This window comes from Streptomyces polyrhachis (genome assembly GCF_042663125.1).
Lineage (GTDB): Bacteria > Actinomycetota > Actinomycetes > Streptomycetales > Streptomycetaceae > Streptomyces > Streptomyces polyrhachii.
This window is the reverse complement of record NZ_JBHSZO010000004.1, coordinates 52,531-78,482: the sequence shown is the minus strand read 5'-3', so window position 1 is coordinate 78,482 and position 25,952 is coordinate 52,531. Positions and strand designations below refer to the sequence as shown.

Annotated in this window: 18 protein-coding genes and 1 pseudogene; 8 read left to right on the top strand and 11 right to left on the bottom strand. The window is 72.8% G+C overall.

The window, feature by feature from the left end; genetic code table 11:
- Window positions 1-53 precede the first annotated feature (53 nt).
- Window positions 54-1,571, bottom strand: a complete 1,518-nt coding sequence (locus ACFQLX_RS03750; protein ID WP_386411861.1) for a peptidase — start codon at window positions 1,569-1,571, stop codon at window positions 54-56.
- Between the two features lie 102 nt (window positions 1,572-1,673).
- Entirely contained in the window at window positions 1,674-2,768 is a 1,095-nt protein-coding gene (locus tag ACFQLX_RS03745; RefSeq protein WP_386411859.1) for a hypothetical protein, read from the bottom strand.
- 99 nt (window positions 2,769-2,867) lie between these two features.
- Here ACFQLX_RS03745 and ACFQLX_RS03740 point away from each other — a divergent pair, with 99 nt between their 5' ends.
- A complete protein-coding gene (locus ACFQLX_RS03740; RefSeq protein WP_386411857.1) occupies window positions 2,868-4,022 on the top strand; it encodes a cystathionine gamma-synthase in 1,155 nt (384 codons plus the stop codon).
- A 105-nt stretch (window positions 4,023-4,127) separates the two neighbouring features.
- Here ACFQLX_RS03740 and ACFQLX_RS03735 read toward each other — a convergent pair whose 3' ends face one another.
- The 3 genes from ACFQLX_RS03735 to ACFQLX_RS03725 all read right to left on the bottom strand — a co-directional run bounded on the left by ACFQLX_RS03735 (window position 4,128) and on the right by ACFQLX_RS03725 (window position 5,677).
- Window positions 4,128-4,376, bottom strand: a complete 249-nt coding sequence (locus ACFQLX_RS03735) for a hypothetical protein (RefSeq protein ID WP_386411856.1) — start codon at window positions 4,374-4,376, stop codon at window positions 4,128-4,130.
- Window positions 4,373-4,903 carry a sigma factor-like helix-turn-helix DNA-binding protein gene (locus ACFQLX_RS03730; protein WP_386411854.1) on the bottom strand — a complete coding sequence of 177 codons (531 nt, stop codon included), beginning with the start codon at window positions 4,901-4,903 and terminating at the stop codon, window positions 4,373-4,375. Before ACFQLX_RS03730 ends, ACFQLX_RS03735 begins: the two co-directional genes overlap by 4 nt.
- Before the next feature lie 207 nt (window positions 4,904-5,110).
- Window positions 5,111-5,677: a MarR family winged helix-turn-helix transcriptional regulator gene (locus ACFQLX_RS03725; RefSeq protein WP_386411852.1), complete on the bottom strand. Its 567-nt coding sequence runs from the start codon at window positions 5,675-5,677 to the stop codon at window positions 5,111-5,113.
- 169 nt (window positions 5,678-5,846) lie between these two features.
- On the opposite strand from ACFQLX_RS03725, the gene ilvA reads away from it, so the two are divergent.
- The 3 genes from ilvA (at window position 5,847) to ACFQLX_RS03710 (ending at window position 9,147) form a co-directional block, all read left to right on the top strand.
- A complete protein-coding gene (gene ilvA, locus ACFQLX_RS03720) occupies window positions 5,847-7,067 on the top strand; it encodes a threonine ammonia-lyase (protein ID WP_386411850.1) in 1,221 nt (406 codons plus the stop codon).
- A gap of 194 nt (window positions 7,068-7,261) precedes the next feature.
- Window positions 7,262-8,296 carry an ATP-binding cassette domain-containing protein gene (locus tag ACFQLX_RS03715; RefSeq protein ID WP_386411848.1) on the top strand — a complete coding sequence of 345 codons (1,035 nt, stop codon included), beginning with the start codon at window positions 7,262-7,264 and terminating at the stop codon, window positions 8,294-8,296.
- A gap of 23 nt (window positions 8,297-8,319) precedes the next feature.
- Window positions 8,320-9,147 carry an ABC transporter permease gene (locus ACFQLX_RS03710; protein ID WP_386412111.1) on the top strand — a complete coding sequence of 276 codons (828 nt, stop codon included), beginning with the start codon at window positions 8,320-8,322 and terminating at the stop codon, window positions 9,145-9,147.
- A 145-nt stretch (window positions 9,148-9,292) separates the two neighbouring features.
- On the opposite strand, the gene greA is transcribed toward ACFQLX_RS03710, so the two are convergent.
- Together greA and ACFQLX_RS03700 are read right to left on the bottom strand one after the other, a co-directional pair.
- Window positions 9,293-9,790, bottom strand: coding sequence for a transcription elongation factor GreA (gene greA, locus ACFQLX_RS03705; RefSeq protein ID WP_386411846.1), 498 nt, complete (start codon window positions 9,788-9,790; stop codon window positions 9,293-9,295).
- A gap of 217 nt (window positions 9,791-10,007) precedes the next feature.
- The gene (locus ACFQLX_RS03700) at window positions 10,008-10,418 is read right to left on the bottom strand and encodes a DUF4307 domain-containing protein (protein WP_386411844.1); all 411 of its coding nucleotides are present in this window, start codon (window positions 10,416-10,418) and stop codon (window positions 10,008-10,010) included.
- A gap of 161 nt (window positions 10,419-10,579) precedes the next feature.
- Between ACFQLX_RS03700 and mca the strand changes: the two genes are divergently transcribed.
- The 3 genes from mca (at window position 10,580) to ACFQLX_RS03685 (ending at window position 12,504) form a co-directional block, all read left to right on the top strand.
- Window positions 10,580-11,452: a mycothiol conjugate amidase Mca gene (gene mca / locus ACFQLX_RS03695; RefSeq protein WP_386411841.1), complete on the top strand. Its 873-nt coding sequence runs from the start codon at window positions 10,580-10,582 to the stop codon at window positions 11,450-11,452.
- A 4-nt stretch (window positions 11,453-11,456) separates the two neighbouring features.
- On the top strand, window positions 11,457-11,687 hold the full coding sequence (locus ACFQLX_RS03690) for a hypothetical protein (RefSeq protein ID WP_386411840.1): 231 nt from the start codon (window positions 11,457-11,459) through the stop codon (window positions 11,685-11,687).
- A 100-nt stretch (window positions 11,688-11,787) separates the two neighbouring features.
- Window positions 11,788-12,504 (top strand): ANTAR domain-containing protein, encoded by a 717-nt coding sequence (locus tag ACFQLX_RS03685; RefSeq protein WP_386411838.1) that lies wholly within the window; start codon window positions 11,788-11,790, stop codon window positions 12,502-12,504.
- Window positions 12,505-12,921: 417 nt separating this feature from the next.
- Here the strand turns inward: ACFQLX_RS03685 and ACFQLX_RS03680 are convergent, their stop codons facing one another.
- Both ACFQLX_RS03680 and ACFQLX_RS03675 read right to left on the bottom strand, forming a co-directional pair.
- The gene (locus ACFQLX_RS03680) at window positions 12,922-16,266 is read right to left on the bottom strand and encodes a tetratricopeptide repeat protein (RefSeq protein ID WP_386411836.1); all 3,345 of its coding nucleotides are present in this window, start codon (window positions 16,264-16,266) and stop codon (window positions 12,922-12,924) included.
- A 199-nt stretch (window positions 16,267-16,465) separates the two neighbouring features.
- Window positions 16,466-18,289, bottom strand: a complete 1,824-nt coding sequence (locus ACFQLX_RS03675; protein WP_386411834.1) for a phosphoenolpyruvate carboxykinase (GTP) — start codon at window positions 18,287-18,289, stop codon at window positions 16,466-16,468.
- Between the two features lie 340 nt (window positions 18,290-18,629).
- Between ACFQLX_RS03675 and trhA the strand changes: the two genes are divergently transcribed.
- The gene (gene trhA, locus ACFQLX_RS03670) at window positions 18,630-19,295 is read left to right on the top strand and encodes a PAQR family membrane homeostasis protein TrhA (protein ID WP_386411832.1); all 666 of its coding nucleotides are present in this window, start codon (window positions 18,630-18,632) and stop codon (window positions 19,293-19,295) included.
- Between the two features lie 81 nt (window positions 19,296-19,376).
- Here the strand turns inward: trhA and ACFQLX_RS03665 are convergent.
- Together ACFQLX_RS03665 and ACFQLX_RS03660 are read right to left on the bottom strand one after the other, a co-directional pair.
- Window positions 19,377-21,424: pseudogene (locus ACFQLX_RS03665) on the bottom strand (thioredoxin domain-containing protein).
- A 359-nt stretch (window positions 21,425-21,783) separates the two neighbouring features.
- Window positions 21,784-25,743 carry a helix-turn-helix domain-containing protein gene (locus ACFQLX_RS03660; RefSeq protein ID WP_386411830.1) on the bottom strand — a complete coding sequence of 1,320 codons (3,960 nt, stop codon included), beginning with the start codon at window positions 25,741-25,743 and terminating at the stop codon, window positions 21,784-21,786.
- Between the last annotated feature and the right edge of the window lie 209 nt (window positions 25,744-25,952).

Sequence of the window (25,952 nt, the reverse complement as noted above, 5' to 3'; positions counted from 1 at the left end):
ACGAACGTACGCCGCGCGCACTCCATTCCACGGCGGCGACGCAGCCACCGGCCTCAGACACCGCCCGCCTCGGCCCCCACCGCGTCCGCCGCGTCCGCCGTGTCCCGTACCGCCCCCACCAGCAGCCCCCGCAACGCCCCCGTCCCCCCCTCCGGCAACGTCGCCGCCTCCAGCGCCGCCGGCAGGGAATCCCAGCCCGCCGGCAGCCGCACCCACGGCGCCTGGGCGTCCGAGTACGCCCACGACAGCTCCCACGAGGCCCTTCCCGCCGCGACCAGCGCGCCGGCCACGTACAGCAGCAGGGACCTGTGCAACTCCTCCCGGGAGAAGCGCGCCGCCAGCGCACCGCCGTCAAGGGCGTCGAGTACCGCGCCCATCGTGGTCGGCCGGCCGGTGATGTCCGCGACCGCGCTCCGCAGCGCGTACGTGCCGCTCTTGGCCTCCTCCTCCATCACGGCCGCCGCCAGCTCCTCCCAGCTGACGCGCGCCAGCCGCGTCAACCGGTCCTCCAGCACCGCCCGTTCGACGGAGGGCAGCAGCCGATCGACGCAACGCAGCAGCCCCGCGGCCGGCTCGGCGGCGGGCAGCCCGCGGCCGTCGTCCGCCAGCGACTCCACCAGCCACACCCGCTCGGCCGAGGTGGCGCGCCCGTCCGGCGAGCGGACCTCCTCCCAGGCCGGCTGCTGCCGCAGGAGCGCGAGTTCGGCCTGCCTGCCCTCCTCCGCGAGGAAGCGCCGCAGCCCGCCGAGGATCTCACCGGGCGGCGGCAGCAGCCGTACGGACGCGGCGCGCAGGGCGTAGGCGGCGTGGTAGTGGGCGTGGGCCGCGCGCAGGGCGGCGACCTCTCGCAGGGCGGCGGCGGTGGTGTCCCGGCCCGCGATCCGCACCGCCGCCAGATCGGCGGCGACCTCCTGGCCGCGTACGGCGGCGAAGGTGGCGCGCAGGCAGAAACGGGCGTAGCGGCGGTAGGGCCCGGCGTGGGTGCGCAGCACCCGGCTCCAACTGCTGTCGGCCGCCGCGGCGTTCTCCTCCAGAGCCGCGGCGATACGGACCATGCCGTCCCGCCCCCGCACGGCGGCCTGCGCCGGCCCGGCCCCGTAGCGGGCGAACTCCGCCGCCAGTACGGCGCCGAGCCGCGCCCGGTCCAGCCCCAGGAGCAGCGGCAGCCCCAGCCGCAGCCGCCGGGTGGCGGGCAGCAGCCCCAGCAGCCGGCAGTCCTCGGAGACGACGGCCTCCACCCCGCCGGTGAGGACGATCACGTCCGGCGCGCGGCTGCCCGCCAGCTGCGCCGTCGCCCGCACCGCCTGCCACAGCTCGGGCTGCTGCTCGGGCGTCACCGGCACCCCGCGCCCGTCGGACCCGCGAGCGACCCGCAGCTGCGCCGCCCCGCCGAGCACGGCCGCGACCAGCACCAGGGAGGCGAGGAGCAGTTTGACCCCGTCGACGCCCAGCGCGGGCAGCGCGAGGATGACGAGCCAGTCGGCGAGGCCGACGGCGGCGAGCAGCACGACCCCGATCAGATAGATGCCGGCAAGCAGCGCCAGCGTCCGCAGCGCACGTCCTGTACCCATGGGAATCCCCCCGGATTCATCGAAGAACGGGGGGAGCCTACGGGCAGGTCAGGCGTGCTGCCAGCCCCAGTGGATCAGGCGCCGCGGATCAGGCGCCGCGGATCAGGCGCCCTGGACCTTGCGCCCGCCCCCCGCCCCCGCGATCGCCAGCGCCCGGTAGACGGCGTACTCCGCGGCCGGGTTCTCGCTGTACGACCACGGGACCGCGCCCACGTGGCCGTCGACGTGCGCCAGTTGCTCCAGCGCCTCCTCGTAGCGCTCGGCCCGGACCAGGAACCACACCAGCAGGTGCCGCACGTGCGGCAGCATCGGGTGGCCGGGGTGCGCGTGCGCCACCGCGTAGAGCGCGCCCGCGACGGCCTGGGTGACGACCGCGCTGCGGTAGAGACCCTCGACCATGTTCGCCTCGGGCAGGTGGTCGTAGACCGCGAAGAGCGGCAGCGCGGGCAGCAGGCTGCCCTCCGGCGCGGAGGCCGCGGCCCGCTCGGCGAAGTCGTAGGCGTCCTCGCGCGTGCCGTGCCACTTGGCGCCGGCGTAGCTGAGCGCGGCGAGGTGGGCGCCCAGGTGGTCGGGGGCCAGCGCCTCGGTGCGTGCCCACAGCTGCTCGAAGTCCGGCCGCCGGTAGGCCAGTCCGCGCGCGACGGCCAGCTCGATGATGCCCGGGACGGGGCTGCCGGGGGTGAGCAGCCGGGCCTCCTCGGCGACCGTGCGGGCCTCCTCCAGGATGATCCGGTAGTCGTCGGCCGCCGAGCCGGCCGCCCACGCCCGCCGGACCAGGAACTCGGCCATCACCTCCGCGCCCCCGGCGTCCTTGGGCGCCTCCGCCCGCCAGCGCCGCAGCCACGCCCCGCCCTCGCCGGGCTGCTGCGCGAGCTGGTACGCCGCCGCGCCGGCCAGCGTCTGCACCCGCTGCCAGCGCAGCTCCCACTCGTCGCCGGTGAACGCCAGCAGCCGCGCCGCCGGCGTCCAGTCCCCGGAGCCCATGACGCTCTCCAGCACCTCGGCCAGCTCCGGGTCCGCGCCGGGCAGCCGTACGTCCAGCTCGGCGGCCGGTGCGAAGCCCAGCTCCACGGCGGGGTCCACCACCCGCCCGCTGCCGAGGACGCCCTGCCCCGCGCGGGCACGCGAGTGGCGCACCAGCCGCACGCACAGCACGGCTGCCAGGGCGAGGAGGATGAGGGTGACGATGATTTCCACGGCTTGTCCCGGCTGGTCGGATACGGGTCTTTCTTGACACGGGCGTCACCCCCAGCAAAGCAGACCGCCCCCACCGCCCGGCGACTACCCTCAGTCCCCATGAACGAGCAGAGCACCGAGCCGCACTTCGAAACGATCGCCATCCACGCCGGCCAGGAGCCGGATCCGCTGACCGGCGCCGTCGTCCCCCCGATCTACCAGGTCTCCACCTACAAGCAGGACGGCGTGGGCGGACTGCGCGGCGGCTACGAGTACAGCCGCTCCGCGAACCCCACCCGCACCGCCCTGGAGGAGAACCTCGCGGCGCTGGAGGGCGGCCGGCGGGGCCTGGCCTTCGCCTCCGGCCTGGCGGCGGAGGACTGCCTGCTGCGCACGGTGCTCGCGCCCGGCGACCACGTGGTCATCCCCAACGACGCCTACGGCGGCACCTTCCGCCTCTTCGCCAAGGTCGCCTCGCGCTGGGGCGTCGACTTCTCCGTCGCCGACACCTCCGACGTGGAGGCGGTACGGGCCGCGATGACGCCCCGGACCAAGGCCGTCTGGGTGGAGACCCCCAGCAACCCGCTGCTCGGCATCACCGACATCCCGCAGGTCGCCGCGGTGGCCAAGGAGGGCGGGGCGCTGCTGGTGGTGGACAACACCTTCGCCAGCCCCTACCTGCAGCAGCCGCTCGCGCTGGGCGCGGACGTGGTGGTGCACTCCATGACCAAGTACATGGGCGGGCACTCCGACGTCGTCGGCGGCGCGCTGATCACCGCGGACGAGGCGCTTGGCGAGGAGCTGGCGTACCACCAGAACGCGATGGGCGCGGTCGCCGGGCCCTTCGACTCCTGGCTGGTGCTGCGCGGCATCAAGACCCTGGCGGTGCGCATGGACCGGCACAACGAGAACGCCGCCCGCGTCGCGGAGATGCTCGCCGAGCACCCGGCCGTCAGCGAGGTCCTCTACCCGGGGCTGGCGAGCCACCCGGGGCACGAGGTCGCGGCCAAGCAGATGCGCGGCTTCGGCGGCATGGTCTCCTTCCGGGTCGCGGCGGGCGAGGAGGCGGCGGTCGAGGTCTGCGACCGCACGAAGGTCTTCACGCTGGGGGAGTCCCTCGGCGGTGTCGAGTCGCTGATCGAGCACCCGGGCCGCATGACGCACGCCTCGGCGGCGGGCTCGCCGCTGGAGGTGCCCGCGGACCTGGTGCGGCTCTCGGTGGGCATCGAGAACATCGATGACCTGCTGGCTGACCTGCGCCAGGCCCTGGCCTGAGGGAGGCGGGGGCGAGGGGCGCGGGCCGCGTGGTTCGTACGAGCCGCGCGGCCCGCGTGCGGGCGGTCGCCGGAGAGGGTCGGGCGGTGCGGGCAGGCGGTGCGGTCAGCCGGTGAAGTCCGGCGTCGTCGTGTCCGGTGAGCCGACCCAGGCGTCCGTGAGGCCGGCCCAGACCGCCAGGCCGACGAGGACCGCCGCGGCCAGGATCCAAAAACCCCACCTGACCAGGCGGCGGCGGCGCAGGATCCGCCGCCCCCGGTGCGCGCAGCGCTCGGCCAGCGACGGCGGCACCGGCGGGTGCGGGGTGTCCAGCAGCCGCCGCACCTCGGTTTCCTTGCGGTCGACCTTGCTCATGTCACGGCTCCCCCCACCGGCCCCACCGGCCCCACCGGATCCCCCGGCCCCACCGGATCCCCCGCCCCCGCCCGCGCGCCGACGATCTGCCGCGGCCGGCTGAGCAGCGCGGACATCGCGCCGAGCAGGAGGGCGTGGACCCGGTCGGGGGGCAGCCCGAGCGCGGCGGCGGTCTGCTCCTCCGCCACCCCCTCGTACAGCCGCAGCACCAGCACCAGCCGCTCCTGCGGCGTCAGCCTCCCCAACAGGCCGCCCTGCGAACGGCGATGGCGCCACGCCCGATGCGCGAAACGGGATATCAGCTCCTGGCGCGCCGTCTCGTACGGATCCTCGCCGTGCAGCGCCTCCCAGCGGGCGTAGGTGCGCGCCAGCGCGGTGACCAGCAGCCGCTCGGCGGCCGGCGCTCCCGTCGGCGGCTCGCTCGTGAGCAGCTGCGCGGTGTGCAGCAGCCGGCCCGAGGCGCCGGCCACGAACATCTCGAACTCCCGGGCCCGCTCCCGCTCGCGGGCCGCCCGCCGCTTGCCCACGCCCGCTCCTGTCGGCTCACCGCCCCGCGCCGGACCACGCCGACCGCGGAGACCCCCTGACCCTGCCGTGCTGTGTGACGCACCGTCCGATGTGCTGCGTTCGTACGGCTCCATCTCAACGGCAGTGCGTACACCCGGTCAAGAGGGGGCCGTGAGCCTGTGGAAAACCCGGGTGACGGACCGGGACCGCCGGCGGTCAACCGGCCGTCAGGACCCGGTGGACGGCGCCGTCCCCACGCCGCCGAAGCGTGAATGCAGCGTGGAGACAGTGGTGTTGAACCGCGTCAGCAGCGTGGTGAACTGCTCGCGCTCCTCCGCGCTCCAGTCCTGCGTCAGCAGCGCCATCAGCTCGCGCCGCGAGGACCGCACCTCCGCCAGCCGCTCGCGCCCGCGCGCGGAGAGCCGCAGCACGACCGCCCGGCCGTCCTCGGGATGCGTGGCCCGGTCCACCAGCCCGGAGTCCACCAGCGGGGCGACCTGCCGGGTGACGGTGGAGGAGTCGATGCCCATCCCCTCCGCGAGCGCCTTGACCCCCATCGGCCCTTCCTGGTCAAGGCGGTTGAGGAGGAGGTACGCCGCCCGGTCCATGGAGTTGTTGACCTGCCCCAGTCCGCCGAGTCGGGTCTGCTCGGCGCGGCGGGCGAAGACGGCCACCTGGTGCTGGAGTTCGTCCAGCATGCCCGGGGCGCCGCTCGAAGACCGGACGGGGGCACCCGCGTTCGCGGAACCCGCGGGGGAGTGGGGGGGAGCGGTGGTGTCACTGGTGGACGGCATGGCCGGTGCTCACTTCGCGGAGGGACGGTTGCGCACAGGGTACGCGGCCGGGCGCAGCCCCGTGCCCTGTCTGCCGCAGCGGAACACGCCGGTATAGGCAGGGCGTCCCACGCATGTCCGTTCGACGCTCACCCCTGCCCCGTATGGGCGGAAGTGCCAGACTGGCCGCATGAACGACCAGTCGCCCGCCCCGGTCACGCTGGACGACGTCCGGGACGCGCAGAAGACCCTCGCCGGCGTCGCCCGCACCACCGCACTGGAGGGCAGCCGCATCCTCAGCGGCCTCGTCGGCTCCCCGGTCCACCTCAAGTGCGAGAACCTCCAGCGCACCGGCTCCTTCAAGCTCCGCGGCGCCTACACCCGCATCGCCGCGCTGACCCCGGCCGAGCGCGCCCGCGGCGTCGTCGCCGCCTCCGCCGGGAACCACGCCCAGGGCGTCGCGCTGGCCGCCTCGCTGCTCGGCGTGCGCTCGACGGTCTTCATGCCGCAGGGCGCCCCGCTGCCGAAGGTCGCCGCCACCCGGGAGTACGGGGCCGAGGTGCGCCTGGGCGGACACCTGGTGGACGAGTGCCTGCGGGCGGCGCGGGAGTACGCGCAGGAGACCGGCGCGGTGCTCATCCACCCCTTCGACCACCCGGACGTGGTGGCCGGCCAGGGCACGGTGGGGCTGGAGATCCTGGAGCAGTGCCCCGAGGTGCGCACGATCGTGGTGGGCGTCGGGGGCGGCGGGCTGGCGGCCGGTATCGCGGTGGCGGTCAAGGCGCTGCGCCCGGACGTGCGGATCGTGGGGGTGCAGGCGAGCGGGGCGGCGGCCTATCCGCCCTCGCTGGCGGCGGGGCGGCCGCTGGCGCTGGAGTCGGTGGCGACGATGGCCGACGGGATCAAGGTGGCGCGGCCCGGCGCGGTCCCGTTCAAAATCATTGGCGATCTGCTCGACGAGGTGCGTACGGTCACCGAGGACCAGCTCGCGGCCGCGCTGCTGCTGTGCCTGGAGCGCGCCAAACTGCTCGTCGAGCCGGCGGGCGCGGCCTCCGTCGCCGCGCTGCTGGCGGATCCGGGCGCCTTCGAGGGGCCGGTGGTGGCGGTGCTCTCCGGCGGCAACGTCGATCCGCTGCTGCTGCAGCGGGTGCTGCGCCACGGCATGGTCGCGGCGGGGCGCTACCTCTCGCTGCGGCTGGCGCTGGCGGACCGGCCCGGGGCGCTGGCGCAGCTTCTGGGGGTGTTGTCAGACCTGGACGCTAACGTCCTCGATGTGAGCCACACCCGGACCGATCCCAGGCTGCGGCTCGCAGAGGCCGAAGTCGAGTTGCAGTTGGAGACCAAGGGGCCCGAGCACTGCGCACAGGTGCTCGCGACCCTGGGGGACGCGGGATACACGGTCATGGAGTGAGAGGGGGGCAACGAGGGGCGCGGTGTGGCGCGGGCAGTCAGCCGTCCGCCCGCGTGGAAACCCTTACTCACGCCTTGACGCGATATATCGCGTCGCCCTACGGTCTTCCCACGATCCCGCTGCCGCCTCGACCCGGCTTCGGCTAGACATGTGCGCCGAGCGGCGCAGAAACCCACGACATGGGAGATATCGACATGCCAGGCGCCATTTACGCCGAAGGTCTGGTGAAGAACTTCGGCGACGTACGGGCACTGGACGGCGTCGACCTCGACGTTCCCGAGGGCACGGTCCTCGGACTGCTGGGCCCCAACGGCGCCGGCAAGACGACCACGGTCCGCGTGCTGACCACCCTGCTGCAGCCCGACAGCGGCCGCGCACAGGTCGCCGGCATCGACGTGCTCAAGCAGCCCAACGAGGTCCGCCGCTCCATCGGCCTGTCCGGCCAGTTCGCCGCGGTGGACGAACTGCTGACCGGCCGCGAGAACCTGACGATGGTCGGCCGGCTCTACCAGATGAACGCCAAGGCCGCGAAGGCCCGCGCGGACGAGCTGCTGGAGCGCTTCAACCTCGCCGACGCCGCCGACCGCCTGGCCAAGACCTACTCCGGCGGTATGCGCCGGCGTCTGGACCTGGCCGCCGCGCTGGTCGTCAGCCCGCCGGTGATGTTCATGGACGAGCCGACCACCGGCCTGGACCCGCGCAACCGCCAGGCGCTGTGGCAGATCATCCAGGACCTGGTCGCGGGCGGCACCACGCTGCTGCTGACCACGCAGTACCTGGAGGAGGCCGACCACCTCGCGCACGACATCTGCGTCATCGACCACGGCCGCGTGATCGCCCGCGGCACGGCCGACCAGCTCAAGGCCCAGACGGGCGGCGAGCGCGTCGAGGTCGTGGTGCACGAGCGCGCGCACATCCCCGTCGGCGTCGAGGTGCTGCGCGGCCGCGGCGTCGGCGAGGTCGCCGTCGAGGAGCACACCCGCAAGCTCACCGTGCCCGTCCTGGGCGGCGCGAAGCTGCTGGCGGACGTCATCCGCGACCTCGACGACCGCGGCGTGGAGATCGACGACATCGGCCTGCGCCGCCCCACCCTGGACGATGTGTTCATCTCCCTGACCGGCCACGCCGCCGAGGTGGCCCCGGCCAACGGAGCAGGGGCCACGGCGGACGGCAAGGACGCCGCGAAGGACGCGCAGGACCCGAAGGACTCGAAGGAGAGGGCCAAGTGACCGCCAACACCACCGTCGCGCCTATCAGTTCCGCCCCGCGCGGCACGGGCGGCGCGGCGCAGTCGATCCGAGACTCGCTGGTCGTCGCCCAGCGGAACCTGATCAGGATGAGCAGGATTCCTGAGATGGTCATTTTCGGCCTGATCCAGCCAATTATGTTCGTAGTGCTCTTCAGCTACGTCTTCGGCGGCTCGATGAAGATCGGCGACAGCACCAGCTCGCTGGCCTACCGCGAGTTTCTGATGGCGGGCATCTTCGCCCAGACCGTCACCTTCGCCACCGCCGGAGCCGGCGCGGGCATCGCCGACGACATGCACAAGGGCCTCATCGACCGCTTCCGCTCGCTGCCGATGGCGCGCGGCGCGGTGCTCACCGGCCGCACCCTGGCCGACCTGGTGCAGACCGCGCTCACGCTCTTCGTGCTGGCGATCGTGGCGCTGCTGGTGGGCTGGCGGATCCACGAGGGCCTCGGCAAGGCGCTGGCCGCCTTCGGCCTGCTGCTCCTCCTCGGGTACGCCTTCACCTGGGTCGGCGCACTGATCGGCCTGTCGGTGCGTACTCCGGAGGCGGCCACCTCCGGCGGTCTGATCTGGCTCTTCCCGGTGACGTTCATCTCCAACGCCTTCGTGGACACCGACAACATGACGCCGTGGCTGCGGCACATCGCCGAGTGGAACCCGTTCAGTGCCACCGTCCAGGCGTGCCGCGAGCTGTTCGGCAACCCGGGCGTCTCGCAGTCCGACGCCTGGCCGATGCAGAACCCGGTCCTGGCCTCGATCCTGTGGTCGCTGCTGATCATCGTGGTCTTCCGCACTCTCGCGGTGCGCAAGTACCGCAACGCCGCCGCCTGAGGGGCGGCCCCGGCGGCCCGCGAGCGCGCGGCACACGACGGCGGGGCGGCTGCGGTTCGTAAGAGAACCGCAGCCGCCCCGCCGTTTCGCGTGTCCGGAAGGATCCACGGGATCCGGGAGATCCACGGGATCCAGGAGAGGGATCTCAGCCCGTGTAGGGCTTGACCTCCAGGATCTTGACCGTGGCCTTCTTGCCGTTCGGCAGCTCGTAGGTGGCCTCTTCGCCGATCTTGCGGTCGGCGACGCCCCGGCCGAGGGGCGACTGCGGCGAGTAGGTCTCGATATCGGCGGAGGCGTACTCGCGCGAGGCCAGCAGGAAGGTCATCGTGTCGTCCGGGTCGCCGTCGAAGGCGATCGTCACGAGCATGCCGGGGGCGACGACGCCGGTGGCCGCGGGGGCCTCGCCGACCTTGGCCTTCTCGAGCAGCTGGGTGAGCTGGCGGACCCGGAGCTCCTGCTTGCCCTGCTCCTCCTTGGCCGCGTGGTATCCGCCGTTCTCCCGCAGGTCGCCCTCCTCGCGGGCCGCCGCGATCTTGGTGGCGATCTCCACGCGTGCGGGACCCGACAGGTACTCCAGCTCGGCCTTGAGCTGGTCGTACGCCTCCTGGGTCAGCCAGGTGACGCTGTCGCTGGTCTGGGTCACGGATGCTCCTCGTCGGTATGTCTCGAAGAAAGATGGGGGCTGGATACGACCAACGCCCTACCCGTAGAGGTCCTACGCCGTCACGGGTGGGGCGAAACCACGATCGTAACAATTCCGGCAGCGGACCGGGAGGGGATAACGGGCGGCGCGGTGGGGACGGTGGGGAGGAGCCCTCAATCCTGCTGGTAGGAGGAGCCCTCAGCCTCGCTGGGGGCCCTCAGCCCCGCTGGCAGCCCACCAGCTCCACGCTGGTCGCCCTCGCCGTCGTCCGCACCACGGCCGTCACGCTCTCCGCGGCGTGGCCCGGCGCGATCCGCACGTCCCGGCGGCCCACCTCGGCCTTGTCCTGCGCCAGCGCCCGCACCGTGCACACCCCGCCGGCCCCGGCGTCCTTGCGGACCTCCAGCTCGGCGGTGGTGCGGGCGGCGGACTCGACGCGGAAGGCGGTGAGCTGGCCCGAGACCTCCGAGCCGCTCACGTAGTCGTAGCCGAACCAGCCGATCACGCCCAGGCCCAGTGCCCCGAGGACCGCCCCGAGCACCTTGAGCCGGCGGTCGGCCCGGGCGTCGTCGGCCCGCGCCGGGCCGTAGCGGCCCTCGGGCGGGCGGCGTACCTGGGTTTCGGACATCGGGGGTGATCCTTCGCGTGGTGGACGTGCGCCGCGGGGTGTCCCGGGGGCGCGGAATTAATTGTCAGTCCTGTCGGTCACTATAGAAGCCGATAGAAGCCGCTCGTAATCGTGAGCGACCTGACTGCCACACGCTGGACGAGACGTTCGAGGACCGGATCTTGACTGAGCAACTGCGACTGATGGCCGTTCACGCGCACCCCGACGACGAGTCGAGCAAGGGTGCGGCCACCATGGCCAAGTACGTGTCCGAGGGGGTCGACGTCCTCGTCGCCACCTGCACGGGGGGCGAGCGCGGCTCGATCCTCAACCCCAAGCTCCAGGGCGACGCGTACATCGAGGAGAACATCCACGAGGTGCGCCGCATGGAGATGGAGGAGGCCCGCGAGATCCTCGGCGTCAAGCAGTCGTGGCTGGGCTTCGTCGACTCCGGGCTGCCCGAGGGCGACCCGCTGCCGCCGCTGCCGGAGGGCTGCTTCGCCGTGCAGGACGTGGACGAGGCGGCGGGGGAGCTGGTGCGGCTGATCCGCGAGTTCCGCCCGCACGTGATCACCACGTACGACGAGAACGGCGGCTATCCGCACCCCGACCACATCATGACCCACAAGATCACGATGGCCGCCTTCGAGGCCGCCGGCGATCCGACGAGGTATCCGGCGGCCGGCGAGCCCTGGCAGCCGTTGAAGGTCTACTACAACCAGGGCTTCAACCGCCCGCGCACCGAGGCGCTGCACCGGGCCCTGGAGGAGCGCGGCATGGAGTCGCCCTACGGGGAGTGGCTCAAGCGCTGGGACGAGTGGAACCGCACGGAGCGCGAGCTGACCACCTTCGTGCCCTGCGGGGACTTCTTCGCGGTGCGTGACAAGGCGCTGATCGCGCACGCCACGCAGATCGACCCGGACGGCCCGTGGTTCAAGGTGCCGCTGGAGATCCAGCAGGAGGTCTGGCCGACCGAGGAGTACGAGCTGGTGAAGTCCCTCGTGGAGACCTCCCTCCCCGAGTCGGACCTCTTCGCGGGCATCCGGGACAATTGATTCCGTGAATAGCTATCTGACCGGCCGGCTGCTTCCCCTGGCGAAGGAGCTGGACCAGGACAAGGTGACGCCGGGCCTGCTCGGCTTCGTCGTCTTCGCGGTGCTCGCCCTCGCGGTGTGGCAGCTGCTGAGGAGCATGAACACCCATATGAAGCGCGTGGACTTCGAGGAGCGGCAGGAGATCGAGGAGGAGGCCCGCAACGGCGTCGCTCCTACGGGCGACAGACCCCTCTGATCCCGCAGGCCGCCGCCGGACGCCCCCCTGCGGCCGCGCGGCGGCCCCGCCCATGGGGCGTAGGCTCGGGCCCGGTGGAGCGGGCGTGGGCGGAGGCGTCATGACGGAGCACCAACTGGCGGCGACTTTTGTGGAGCTGGCCGCCGCCCCGGAGGAGCACGATCGCTTACCGGCCTTCCTGGGCCGGTTCGCCGGCAGCTGTGCGCGGCTGCTGGGCGCGCGTACCGCGGTGGTCCTGCTGACGGGTCGGGAGCACGAGCCGGCGGTGGCCGGCGCGCTGGACCCGCGGCTGGCGGCGCTGGAGCTGGAGGCGGCGGTCCGGGGCGAGGGCCCCGGTGCGCTCTGCGTCCGCCAGGGTCGCGCGGTGGCCGAGGTGGGGCTGACCGGCGCCGTGGCCCGGCACCGCTGGCCCTACTACGCCCCCCGGGCCGAGCAGCTGGGCGTACACAAGGCGGCGGCCTTCCCCCTCCTGTACGGCACAGAGCGCCTGGGCGCGCTGATCCTGTTACGCGACACCCAGCCCCCACCCGACGCGGGAACGGCAGCCCTGGCCCAGCTCCTGGCAGACGCGGCGGCGCTCAGCCTCTGGCGAGTCCGGGAACTGACGGCGAGCCGCACCCTGGCGGACCAGCTGCAGCACGCACTGATCAGCCGGGTACTGATCGAGCAGGCCAAGGGAATGCTCGCCGCACGCCTGTCGCTGCCGATAGACCAGTCCTTCCAGCTCCTACGCGACCACGCCCGCTCCCACCGCCGCTCCCTGCGGGAGGTGGCCCGCGAGGTAATCGAAGGAACCCTAACCATCCCCCTGAAGTGACCCCCAGATCGAGAACCCTCCGAGCGCAACAGGAAGCCGGCCGCCCAAGGGAGGGGCCCGGAGCGAGACCGCCCCCGAGCGCGACAGGAAGCCGGCCGCCCAAGGGAGGGCTCCGGAGCGAGACCGCCTCCGAGCGCGACAGGAAGCCGGCCGCCCAAGGGAGGGCTCCGGAGCGAGACCGCCCCCGAGCGCAACAGGAAGCCGGCCGCCCAAGGGAGGACTCCGGAGCGAGACAGCCCCCGAGCGCGACAGGAAGCCGGCCGCCCAAGGGAGGGGCCCGGAGCGACGACTCCGAAAAGACCCTCCGCAACGCAGGCCCCCGACAGAGCAGCAAATCGACCGATGGCAAGTCAATCCCTATGGCTTTTCGGAGTTGTCGCGGAGAGGCCCCGCCCCAGCGACGCAAAGCAGCCCCCCTCACCCCACAACCGCAGCCCCCATGACCTCCCGGGACCGCCGGCTGGGAACCATGCCCAGCCGCCAGGCCTGCCACCCCGTCTCCGGCTCGACCCCCCGCTCCAGCAGCAACGCGTACGTCTCCGCGTAGTCCTCCAACGCCGGATCCCCGGCGTACCCCGCCGCATCATCCGACGTGAACTCCGCTATCAGCTCGCCCAGTTCCTGCTGGGCCACCGCGCTGCCCACCTCGGACCCCCCGGGCGAGGCGAACGGCAGCAGCGTGCACCGCAGGAACCGCGCCCAGGCCCCACCGCGCCGATCGCCGTACCCCGCGAAGAGCCCGACCGCCTCGTCCACCAGCGCCAGCGCCTGCGGAGCACGCCCGTTGCCGGCGTCGATCACCGCCAGCTCCACCGCCGACCACGCCTCCCCGTGCGGCACGCCTATGCGGTGGAAGTCCTTGCGCGCGTCGTCCAGCAGCTGCCGGGCGAAGCCGGAGTTGCGCAGCGACCCCGTCTGCTCGGCGCGCATGTCGCGCGTCACCCGGGCCGAGTGGTGGCGGGCGCAGGCCAGCCCGTAGACGTCGCGCATCCGGCTGAACATCGTGCGCGAGCGCTCCAGCGCCCGCAGCGCGCCGTCGTGGTCCTCGCGCTCCTCCCGCGCCTGGCCCAGGTAGTACAGCGTCCACGCCTCACCGCGCGCGTCCTCGTTGTCGCGATGGCGCCCCAGTGCCGTACGCAGCCCCTCGGCCGCAGCCGCCGCGTCCCCGGCGACGAGGCGGGCCCGCGCCAGCTGGGTGAGCGCCCACGCCTCGCCGCGCGGATCGCGGGTGCGGCGGTAGCCCTCCTGCGCCGCCCTCAACTCCTCCTCCGCCGCCGGGACATCGCCCAGCCGCAGCCGCAGCTGGCCCAGCTGGAAGTGCGCCCACGCCTCGCCGTGCACGCTCTCGCTCTCCCGGTGCAGCTCCAGCGACTCGGTGAGCAGCCGCAGCGCCTCGGGCAGATCGGCCCGGTCGCGCTCCACCGCCGCCAGCGCGTGCAGCGTCCAGGCCCGGTCGCCGCGCAGCGGTGCCGACTGCTGCATCCGCAGCGCCTCGCGCAGCCGCGCCCGCGCCTCGGGCAGGCTGCCCTGCTGCTGCAGCGTGATGCCCAGATCGCGCAGCGCCCGCGCCGCGCCCGCCTCGTGCCGCGCCTCGCGGTAGAGGTCGACCACCGACGACAGCGTGGTGCGCGACTTGTCCAGCTCGCCGAGCTGGCGCGCCGCGACGCCCGTGCGCCACTGCACCGAGCGTGTCAGCAGGCCCTGGCCGGCGGCCTTGGTCAGCTCGTTCAGCTCGCCCAGGCGGTAGAGGTCGCCGCGCAGCAGGCAGTAGTCGGCCAGCGCGCCCAGCAGGTGCAGCACCGCGGCCTGGTCGGGCGCCGTGTGCGGCTCGGGGCCCTCGGCCTGGCGCAGGGCGGAGGTGATGAAGCTGGTCTCGTCGTCCAGCCAGCGCAGCGCCGCGTCCAGGGAGGCGAAGCCGTGGTGGCCGAACTGGTCGGCGCGGGTGGAGGTCTTGCCGTCGACGAGGCGGATCACCGAGTCGGCCAGCTCCGCGTAGCTGCGGATCAGCCGGTCCTGCGCGGCGGAGCGCTCGGCGGGCTCCTCCTCGTCGAGCAGCCGCGCCTGGGCGAAGCGGCGCACCGTGTCGTGCAGCCGGTAGCGCGAGCCGCGCACGTGCTCGATGAGGCCGGCCCGCACCAGCTCGGCCAGCCGGCGCTCCGCCTCGCTCTCCGTCGTCCCCAGCAGGGCCGCGCCCGCCGCCGCGCCCAGGCTCGCCCGGCCGGCGAGCGACAGGCGCCGCAGCAGCCGCCGTACGTCCTCGCTCTGGTCGGAGTAGCGCAGCCACAGCACCCGCTCCACCGGGGCCACCGGCCCGTACGCCGCCAGGTCGCCGGCCAGCGTGCCCATGCTGCGCGGGCCCAGTGAGGAGCCGGCTATCCGCAGCGGCAGCGGCAGCGCGCCGCACAGGCCGATCACCTCGTCGCTGGACTGCGCGTCGTAGGGCGCCTCGTCCGCCTCCTGCGCCACCGCGCGCAGCAGCTCCTCGGCGGCGGGCGGCTCCAGGGGGCCCACCTCCAGGTGGTGCACGCGGGCGTCCAGCCCGGCGGGCAGCTCCAGGCGCTGCTGGGAGGTGACGATGACCAGCGACTCCGAGCGCTCCGGGACCAGCGTGCCCACCTGGGCGGCGTCCGTCGCGTCGTCCAGCACGATGATCACGGGGATGTCCGTCAGATGCTGGTGGTACAGCTCGACGAGCCGGCGCAGATGGACGTCGTGCGCGGGGCGCTCGCGGAAGAGCAGCTGCTCGCGGGGGGCGCCCAGGCGGTTGAGCAGGTGCAGCAGGGCGTCGCGGGTCGGCAGCGGGGCCGCGCCGAGGGCCTGCCCGGCCGCCTCGCCGCCACCGCGCAGGTCCACCACGCAGGCGCCGCGGAACTGGTCGCGCAGATGCTGGGCGGCGCGCACCGCCAGTGTGGTGCGCCCCGCGCCCGCCGGGCCGTGCAGCACGACCACCGTCGGCTTGGTCTCCGTGGAGGCGCGGCCGTGGTGCACCCACTGGGCGATACGGGCCAGCTCGCCGCGTCGTCCCGTGAACGCCCCTGTGGTGTCGGGGAGTTGGCGCCAGGAGCCCTCCAGGACGGCGCGGCGCTTGGCGGCCTGGCTGCGGTCGCCCCCGCGGATCGCCGGCTCGCGGTCGCCGCCGCTCGGCGGGCTCTGGGCCGGGACGCGGGCGGCGCTCTGCGCGGCGCGCGGGCCCGTGCCGGCGCGGCTGTCGGCGGCGAGCATCCGCTGCTGGTCGAAGTACGGGCGGATGCCGCGCAGTTCGAGCGCGGTGAGCCACTGCAGGCGCAGCTGCTCCGGGCCGCCGGGCTGGCCGCTGGCGCCGGATCGGCTGTGCGAGGCCCACCAGTGCACCGTCCAGCGCTGGAGGAACGTCGCCACGACGCCGGCGAGGGCGGCGGCAACCCCCGTCCACAGGGCGGCACTCGGGGCCAGGCCCTCGTCCGCGGAGACCAGCAGCGCGACGGAGGCCGCGACGGTCACGGCGGTGAGGGCGGGGGCCAGCGCCTCGGCGCCGAGGTGCTCGCGGAAGGTCTGCTGCCCGGCGCCGGCCTCGCCGAGCGCGCGCAGGTAGGCGCCGTACTCGTCGGTGGCGCTGCGGGCCATCTCGTCCAGGGCGGCCCGGGCGCGGGCCAGCAGGACGGCGCCGTCCGTACGGCCGCCGGTCCGGCGCACCTCCTCGTCCACCGCGCGGGCGAGCAGGCGCTCGGCGTCCGTGCGGTGGGCCTCCTGCAGGTGGTGCGTCCGTGTGGCGTCCGACGTCATCGCTCCGTGTCCCCCTTGGGCGTCCTGAGAGTCCTGGCCCTTCGTGGGCAGTCTTCCGCCTCGTGGGGTGTTCATGCATCCCCCTGTGGACAACTCCGCGGGAGCCGCGCCCGCAGCCGAAAGCCCCCGGCCCCGGGCGAGTGCGCGCCCGGGGCCGGGGCCCGTCTGCGGTGGGGGTGGAGGCACCCCCGGGATGGGGTCAGCCCAGGCGCTGGACCAGCGCGCGGTACTCGTCCCACAGCTCCTTGGGGGTGTGGTCGCCGAAGGTGTTGAGGTGCTCGGGGATCAGGGCGGCCTCCTCGCGCCAGACCTCGGGGTCGACCGAGAGGAGGAAGTCGAGGTCGGCGTCGGAGAGTTCGAGCCCCTCGGTGTCCAGCTCCGCGCGTACGGGCAGGACGCCGATCGGGGTCTGCACGCCGGTCGCCTCGCCGTTGAGGCGGTCGACGATCCACTTCAGCACGCGGCTGTTCTCGCCGAAGCCGGGCCACACGAAGCGGCCCGCGTCGTCCTTGCGGAACCAGTTCACGTAGTAGATCTTCGGCAGCTTCGCCGCGTCGGCCGAGGCGCCGACCTTGATCCAGTGGGCCATGTAGTCGCCCATGTTGTAGCCGCAGAAGGGCAGCATCGCGAAGGGGTCGCGGCGCAGCTCGCCGACCTTGCCCTCGGCGGCGGCGGTCTTCTCGGAGGCGACGTTGGCGCCCATGAAGACGCCGTGCTGCCAGGAGAAGGACTCCGTGACCAGGGGGACGGCCGAGGCGCGGCGCCCTCCGAAGAGGATCGCGGAGATCGGCACGCCGGCCGGGTCCTCCCACTCGGGCGCGATGGTCGGGCACTGCGCGGCCGGCACGGCGAACCGGGCGTTGGGGTGCGCGGCCGGGACACCCGACTCGGGCGTCCAGTCGTTGCCCTTCCAGTCGGTGAGGTGCGCGGGGGTCTCCTCCGTCATGCCCTCCCACCACACGTCGCCGTCGTCGGTCAGTGCGACGTTGGTGAAGACCGTGTTGCCCCACAGCGTCTTCATGGCGTTGGCGTTGGTGTCCTCGCCGGTGCCGGGGGCGACGCCGAAGAAGCCGGCCTCCGGGTTGATGGCGTACAGCCGCCCGTCCTGGCCGAAGCGCATCCAGGCGATGTCGTCGCCGATGGTCTCCACCGTCCAGCCCGGGATGGTCGGCTGGAGCATCGCGAGGTTGGTCTTGCCGCAGGCGGAGGGGAACGCGGCGGCCACGTACGTGGCCTCGCCCTGCGGCGGGGTCAGCTTCAGGATGAGCATGTGCTCGGCCAGCCAGCCCTCGTCGCGGGCCATGACGGAGGCGATACGCAGCGCGTAGCACTTCTTGCCCAGCAGCGCGTTGCCGCCGTAGCCCGAGCCGAAGGACCAGATCTCGCGGGTCTCGGGGAAGTGGGAGATGTACTTGGTCTCGTTGCACGGCCACGGGACGTCCGCCTCGCCGTCGGCGAGCGGGGCGCCGACCGTGTGCACGGCCTTGACGAAGAAGCCGTCGTCGCCCAGCTCGTCCAGGACGGCCTGCCCCATGCGGGTCATGATGCGCATCGAGGCGGCGACGTAGGCGGAGTCGGTGATCTCCACGCCCAGCGCGGAGAGGGGGGAGCCCAGCGGGCCCATGCAGAACGGCACCACGTACATGGTGCGACCGCGCATCGAGCCGCGGAAGATGCCCTGCGGGCCCGCGAACAGCTCGCGCATCTCGGCCGGGTCCATCCAGTTGTTGGTGGGGCCGGCGTCCTCCTCGCGCTCTGCGCAGATGTACGTACGGCTCTCCACGCGCGCGACGTCGCTGGGGTCGGAGGCGGCGTAGTACGAACCGGGGCGCTTGACCGGGTCGAGCTTCTTGAACGTGCCCTTCGCCACCAGTTCCTCGGCGAGGCGCTCGTACTCGGCCTCGGAGCCGTCGCACCATACGATCCGGTCCGGCTGGGTCAGCTCGGCGATCTCCTGCACCCAGGAGATGAGTCCTTCGTGCTTGGTGGGGGCGTCGTTGCTGGGGGACGTAAGGGGCGTCATGACTCCGCGATGCTCCTGGTGAGAGGGGTGGGCGGTACCGACCGTTCGATGTTTTCGTACACCTGTACAGCTGTATCCGCTTTTCAAGTCCGCCGCCCCTTGGGGGCTACGACCCGGCCGCCGCTCATCGGAGCCCACCCGGTGCCGCCCGTGCGCTCATTTGATGATGGTGCAGCTCAGAAGAACTGTCCAGTCCGCGTAGCGTGAGGAGTGCCACCATTCCTACTGATCTCTAACTTACGGTGCCGTAGGTAGAGTGGGCCGGGTGAGCCCCTCAGCACCTGCCCCAGACTCCGAAGCCGCCGCCGCGACAAGGCCGGCGGGGCCCGCGACCGAGCCTGTGAACGGACCCTCGACCGGGCCCATAGCCCAGGTCAAGCCCAAGCTGCGCGGCTGGCTGCACGCCGGCATGTTCCCCGCCGTCCTCTTCTCCGGCGTCGTCCTGACCGCGCTCGCGGAGAGCCCGCGCGGCCGGCTCGCCTGCGGCGTCTACACACTGACCGCCTGCCTGCTCTTCGGCGTCAGCGGCCTCTACCACCGCGGAAACTGGTCCCCGCGCACCCACGCCGTCCTACGCAGACTCGACCACGCCAACATCTTCCTGATCATCGCCGGCACGTACACGCCGCTGACGATCCTGCTCCTGGAGGGCGGCCGGCGCGACGCCCTGCTGTGGTTCGTCTGGGCCGCGGCCCTCGCCGGGATCGCCTTCCGCGTCTTCTGGGTCGGCGCCCCCCGCTGGCTCTACACGCCCTGCTACATCGCGATGGGCTGGGCGGCGGTCTTCTTCCTGCCGGACTTCATGCGCCAGGGCGGCATCGCGGTGCTGGTCCTGGTCGTCGTCGGCGGACTGCTCTACAGCATGGGCGCGGTGGTCTACGGGATGAAGAAGCCCGACCCCTCCCCGCGCTGGTTCGGCTTCCACGAGGTCTTCCACAGCTTCACCCTGGCGGCCTTCGTCGTGCACTACGTGGGGATCTCCCTGGTGGCCTACCAGCACGCCTGAGTTCCCCCGGGGCCGTCGTACGAGCGGAAAGGGCCGCGGTGCGAAGGGACGCGCGCCGTCCCTTCGCACCGCGGCCCTCCGTTACGAACCCAGCTGCTCCGCCAGCGCCTTCGCGTCCGTGACCGGCAGCGCGCAGGTGAAGTCCCGGCAGACGTACGCCGCCGGGGCCCCGTCCACCAGCGGCCGGTCCGCGAGCAGCGCGACGCCCTCGTCCGCCCCCGGGGCGCCCAGTGCCACCACCGCCCCCGGCGCCGTGGCCAGCAGCGCGGCCCGGTGCAGCGCCCGCGTCGCCGGATCGCCGGACGGCCCGACCACCGCGATCTCGCGCGGCCCGTCCAGCGCCGCCTCCGCCACCGCCAGCCCCCAGCCGGTGAAGCGCGGGGCGCGCGGCCCCAGCGCCCCGACCACGGTCAGCGCCCGCTCGGCGGCCAGGCGGTGCTGTGCGCTGCCCGTGTAGGCGGCGTAGGACAGCAGCGCCCCGGCCGCCGCGCTCCAGCCGGAGGGGGCGGCGTTGTCGGTGGGGTCCTGGGGGCGGCGGATCAGCGCCTCGGCGTCGTCCGCCGTGTCGTACAGCGCGCCGTCCGGCGAGCGGAAGTGGCGCAGCACGGTGTCCAGCAGCAGCCCCGCGAACTCCACCCACACCCCCTCGCCCGTCACCCCGGCCAGCGTCAGGAAGCCCTCCGCCGTATCCGCGTAGTCCTCCAGCACCCCGGCGCTCAGGCCGGCCGCCCCGGCGCGGGAGGTGCGCGCGAGGCGCCCCCCGGGGGCGTCCATGTGGACGCGGACCAGCAGGTCGGCGGCGTCGATGGCGGCCTGGACCAGGTCCGGGCGGTCGAAGTAGGCGCCGGCCTCGGCGAGCGCGGCGATGGCCAGGCCGTTCCAGGCGGCGACGACCTTCTCGTCGCGGGCCGGACGGGGGCGCAGGTCGCGCGCGTCGAGCAGCCGCTGCCGGACGGAGGCGAGGCGGTCGGGCTCGTCCGCACCGCCCTCATCGGGGAGTTGGAGCACCGAGGCGCCCTCCTCGAAGGTGCCGGCCCCGGTCACCCCGTAGTGCCGCATCGCCAGCGCGGCGTCCTCCTCGCCGAGCACCTCCCGCAGCTCGGCGGGCGTCCACACGTAGTACGCGCCCTCCGCGTGCGTCCCGTCGGCGCGCTCGCTGTCGGCGTCCAGCGCGGAGGCGAAGCCGCCCTCGGCCGTCCGCAGCTCGCGCACCAGGAAGTCGGCGGTCTCCAGCGCGACGCGCTTGGCCTGCTCGGAGCCGGTGGCCCGCCAGAGGTGGGCGTAGACGCGGCAGAGCAGCGCGTTGTCCGAGAGCATCTTCTCGAAGTGCGGCACGGTCCACCGCGCGTCCACCGAGTAGCGGGCGAAGCCGCCGCCCAGCTGGTCGTAGATCCCGCCGCGCGCCATGGCGTCGCAGGTCTCCTCCGCCATCCGCAGCGCCTGCGGCGCTCCGGTACGGGCGTGGTGGCGCAGCAGGAACTCCAGCACCATCGACGGCGGGAACTTCGGCGCCCCGCCGAAACCGCCGTGCGCGCCGTCGAACTCCCCGCCCAGCGTCGTGAGCGCGGCGTCCAGCTCGGCCCCGGTGGGCACGGAGCCCCCGGCGACGTCCAGCGAACGGGCCGCCAGATCCCGCGAGATACGCGCGGCGACCTCGCCGACCTCCTCCCGCCGGGTCTCCCACGCGCCGTGCACCCCTTCGAGGACCTGCCGGAAGGAGGGCATGCCCTGGCGGGACACGGGCGGGAAGTACGTACCGAAGTAGAAGGGCTCCCCGTCCGGCGTCATGAACACCGTCATCGGCCAGCCGCCCTGCCCGGTGGCGGCCTGCACGGCCTCCATGTACACGGCGTCGACGTCGGGCCGCTCCTCGCGGTCGACCTTGATGTTGACGAAGTGCTCGTTCATGTACGCGGCGGTGGCCTCGTCCTCGAAGGACTCGTGCGCCATGACGTGACACCAGTGAATCAGCAGGCTAAGTGGCACGACGAATAGCCCACCGAGAGAAGGATGGGTACGTCGCGCCGCTTGGCCTCATGCATCGCCTCCTCTCCCCATGGCCACCAGTCCACTGGATTGGAGGCGTGCTGGAGGAGATAGGGCGACTGGGAGCTTGCCAGTCGATTCATAGCTCCATCGTTGCACGACGAGGACCGTGCAGGAGTGATCACGCGGGCACGAAGCACGGCCTCCATGGACCACCCTGCGGGTGGAATCGGCCGGCCAAGAAGCCCCGACGGCCCGCGTTCCGAACCCGACCCGTGGTCGGCTTGAACTCCGGCCGCAACGACTGGTGGAAGCTCCGCGGAAGCCATGTGTCGACCCGGTCGGCGGCACGTTGAAGGGCAAGGCGAGGCCGCACTGACCGGCTCATCTACCCGGGGTTCTCACAGCGCCCGATCCGTCCGGGGATGCCCGCACAGGCTCCATCGGAGGAGGCGCCCCGAGGCGACCATGCCTCAGGACTCTTCACCCTCAAGTCGACGGCCTACATCAGCGAATCCCTCCGTAGGACGGTCATGTCCCTCGCCATGGCAGTCAGGTGCCCCAACGCCCCAGGTGCACATGAGGGGAGCAGCGGGATCGCGCGAGTCCACGCGTCGGATTGCAAGAGCCCCAGTGCGATGTCCCGGGCCGTCTCCTCGGCGGGGGGACTGTCATGGTCGACGGCTCGGGCAAGTGCCAGGCAGGTCCGGATCACCCGGTCGTGGGCACCGCTGTCCGCGGTCGGCGCCACCTGGGCGCCCGCCAGGTGCGCGGCGGCGGTACCGAGCGCCGTCGCCCGGTCGTCCGGCGTCCGCGCCGCGTCTGCGTGCCGCCACACGGCAGCGGTGTCGCCGTTCACCGCTGCCAGGAGTGCCAGTTCCGCAGAGGGCTGCGGTCCCGGCTGACGGGCGCGCCGCCATCTGCCGACCGAACTTTCGGCGGCGTTCACGGCTTCGTCGGGAAGACAACGGAGTCGTTCCAGCAGGGCGAGGACAGCCATCGATCGTTCCGGCGCAGCCATGGAGGGGGCGGCCACGCGCAGCACGGCCCGGCCGAGCGTGTCGCTCAGCCGGGGAGCCGGGTTCCGGACGTCGGGGGAGGCAAGAAGCAGCGCCACCAGCTCGGGGAGAGGGACGCGTGGGGTGCCCGTCTCCATTCGCCGTGCGAGGACCTCCACCAGCGGCTCGGCGACGCGTGCCGCCGCCTCCGGGCAGTGTCGTACGAGACCGGCGGCGACGGCTGTCAGTGCCTGCAGCCGTTGCGCGGTGTCTCCCGCCACCATCGCCGTGGCAGTATCCCCGTCCCCGGCATGGGCGAGGGCTTGGGCCACGACGTTGGTCAGAACGGGGTCGGCTCCGGTGGGCAGCAGCCGGGCCGCTGCCCGGGCGTGACGGGTGCCCGGGTCGTCGTGTCCGGCGAGGGAACAGCCCAGGGAGAGGGCTGCCAGGTGCCACGCGCGGGCATGTGTGCCGGGCAGGTGCCGCACGAACGCTTCGGCTTCGTCCGATGAGCCTGCCGCGCCCATGGCCTGGCAGAGTTCCGCAGTCCAGCCTTCAGGGAGATCCGGGGTGCTCGCGGGCTGTGCCGCAGGTCGGCTCCGCAGGGCCGCCTCCAGAAGTTCCCGGCCGCGGAGCAGATGCCCCGCACCCACCTCCTCGTCCACCTCCAGAAGCAGGGGGAGGAGAGACTGCTCCGGACGATCGGGGTACAGGCCGTCGCCGGGGCGCAGCAGGCCGGTCGATCGCCGGTGCGGGTCGGGGCGGCGGGACGGGGAGGAGGCCCGCGTGCCCTCGGGTTCTGTTCGAGTGGGCTGTGGTGCCCGGGTGGCTTGTACACCGCGGGTCATCCGCGCTTCGTGCAGCGCCGCCCGCTCGGCGTCAGCTTTCCGGCGCTTCGCCTTGCGCTCTGTCTCGCTCTTCTCGACAGCCTCCTGCGCCGCCTCGTCGGCCCGTCGCGCCTTCTCGTTCTCAGCTGCGTCAAGAATCGATTGCGCCCGTTCCAGCAGAGGGTCTCCGAGAATCCCAACGCGCTGGCTTTCCGGTATTGCCTCCATCTGGCGTCTGACGCCGTCATGGTCGCCCATCGCCTTCATGGCCACTGTGGCCTCGGCCAGACGCTCCAGTGTCCCGGCGAGTTCGCGACGCAGGTGGGCATGATCGGCTTCGGACAAGGCATCGGACGGGGAATCGGAGTCCCTCAGCGCCTTGATCGCCTGATGCGTCCGGGCGCGGGCCTTCCGCAGCTGTTCGGCCGCTCGGCGGTGTCGCTTCGCGGGCAGAGCGGCGAGCACCGACGCCGCAGTGGCCAGGACGCCGACCGCTCCCAGTCCTTCCGTGTCGCCGAGTTCCTCGCAGATAGCCTCGATGCGATCGCCGGCGTACGGGCCAAGGTAGGGCGCCACCTGCGCCAACGCTCCGTAGAGTTCCACTGCCGCAGTCAGGGCGCGCACGTCTCCCGCGCTGAGCGTCTCCGCCCGGGAGTGCAGCGTCATGACGGCATCCAGTTTCCCTGCCGCCTCGGTGATCGCCGCGGTCCCGGCCGCCGGGTCCCGGAGCACCGCGCGGAATACGGGCCGGGCAGCGCCGGGACCGTTCAGACGGGCGAGCGTCCCGGCTCCGCAGAGGAGTCGTACATACCGCTCGGGTTCTCGGAAGGGACCGGGAAAGCCCTGATGCGCACGGTCCCGGGCCAACCACTCCGCCGCCTCCCGCACGAGGGCGTCGACATTCAGGTGGGTCTGTCCAACGGAGTGTTGCCCCGCGTACGCCAGTTCCACCGCCGTGTCCGCCAGGTGTACGGCTCTGTCGACAGCCGTGGGCGCGGAGCGGGCCAGGCCGCGTGCGCGCTCCACGTCCCCGAGCCGGACGTAGAGAGCCGGGGCTCCGTCGGGCACGTACGTGTCGTGTGCCTGGCGCAGTAGGGACCGCGCACCGTAGAGGGAGGTGAGTGCCGCCAGACGGTCGGCGGACGTGACGTCCGCCGCCGCACCGATCTCCTTCTCGAATGCATCCAGCTGGGCGAGCGGGATGTCCGGCCCGGCCGTGCGGGCGAGCCGACGCAGGCGGAGCAAGTCGAGGACGTACGAAGTACGTTCGGCGGTACTGCTCAGCAGGCGGAGCTGATGCGCCAAGGGGTACGGAGGAGTTCCGTCCGGCCAGCCGGCCGCGCACCACCTCCGCGACCAGAGCAGTAGTTCCTCGGTGTACCGCAGGACCGCAGCCCCTCCCAAGTCCTCGCGCACCGCGCGTACGAGACGGGAGTCCGCCAAGGCGTACGTCCCGAGTACCGGATCCTCGGTCACGAGGGCTCGCCCCGTCGGGCCCTGGACCAGGCGGTCGAGATGGTCTGCGGAGAGCCCGGTCAGCTCCGCCAGGTCCGTGATCCGCAGGCCGCCGTCCGCCACGGCCAGCAGCCCCGCGACCGGTTCGCCCAGCGCCATGGCGTCGGGTGGTGGCTGTCGGAACCTCGGTACCCCGGCAATGGGCAGGAGCGTTCGCAGATGATGGCTCTGACGCAGTGGATGTCGCTTCTCGGGAACGTCGTGGGGAACGGGGGCGCAGCGGCGGAGAGAAACGATGACGCGCATGTTGGGTGGTGGAGGGGAGGGCAGAAGCGCGGCGATGCTCTCGCGCGCGGATCTCCGTACGACTCGATCCGGGCCTTCGGGGTCGCCACCGAAGCGGGCCCTCGACTTCGGAGCCCCGCTCTTGTCTTCCTGACTCGATCCGGCCAAGTCGCCCGACCAGGCCGCGTCGTCGTCGAGTCCGTCGACCACGAGCAGGAGGTTCCGTCCGTGCCTCGCGCTCTTCTCGGCGGCTTCGGCGAAGAGGGCGTTCCACGCCCGGGTGCCCTTGGGGACCGGGCTACCGGACCTGCCGAGAAAACGGTCGATCTGGTCGGCAATCTCGTTCTCGAACTCGGCTCGTGTGTCGGTGTCGTGGGCCGCGGAGACGAAGAAGGTCAGGATGTCGCTACCGATCGGGGGCTTCTGACGGACATAACCGGCCAGCAGCGTCGTCTTGCCCACGGGGCCGTCGGCGTGCCAGCACAGGTAGGACGGTGCCCCGGGACGGGAGTCCTGGGCAAACGCCTTCATCTCCGTTCGTTCGTTCGCCCGCACGCGGACCTCGGTCGCGGAAACGTCGGGGGCCGAACGATGCAACCCGATGAAGCGAAGGCTGGGGTCCGCCCGCCGCCGGTTCACGGAAATCTGCCCGTGCTGCGCGCTCCTTGCCTCCTCCTTCGCCGCCCGCGAGGCAGCCTCCCACTCGGCGTCCGAGTACGTCGGAGTGCTGTGTCCGCTCTGCGACCTGGCCACTACGGCCAAGAAGTCACGCAATCGATCCGGCGAGGGGACCGTCTTCCCCTCGATCCAGCTTTGCAGCGTCGAGCGAGAGACGCCCAACTCCTCTGCCACGCCGCTATAAGTGAGCCGCTCGGGGGACCACACCTCCTGCAGCATTCTGCGCAGCTCGTTCCTTGCGCGTCGGTCCGAACCCTTCACCGGCCCGCTCCCGTCCGTGTTCGCTGCGCGGAAAACTCGGCTGCCGCCGTACGACCTCAGGCGCTCGACCTGCGGAAACCGTCATGCGATGGTCGGTGCAACTTCTCGGCACAAGGCCGCCGCCGTCAGTCTGGAGCCATCACCCCAGCAGCCGAAACCGGCTCCCG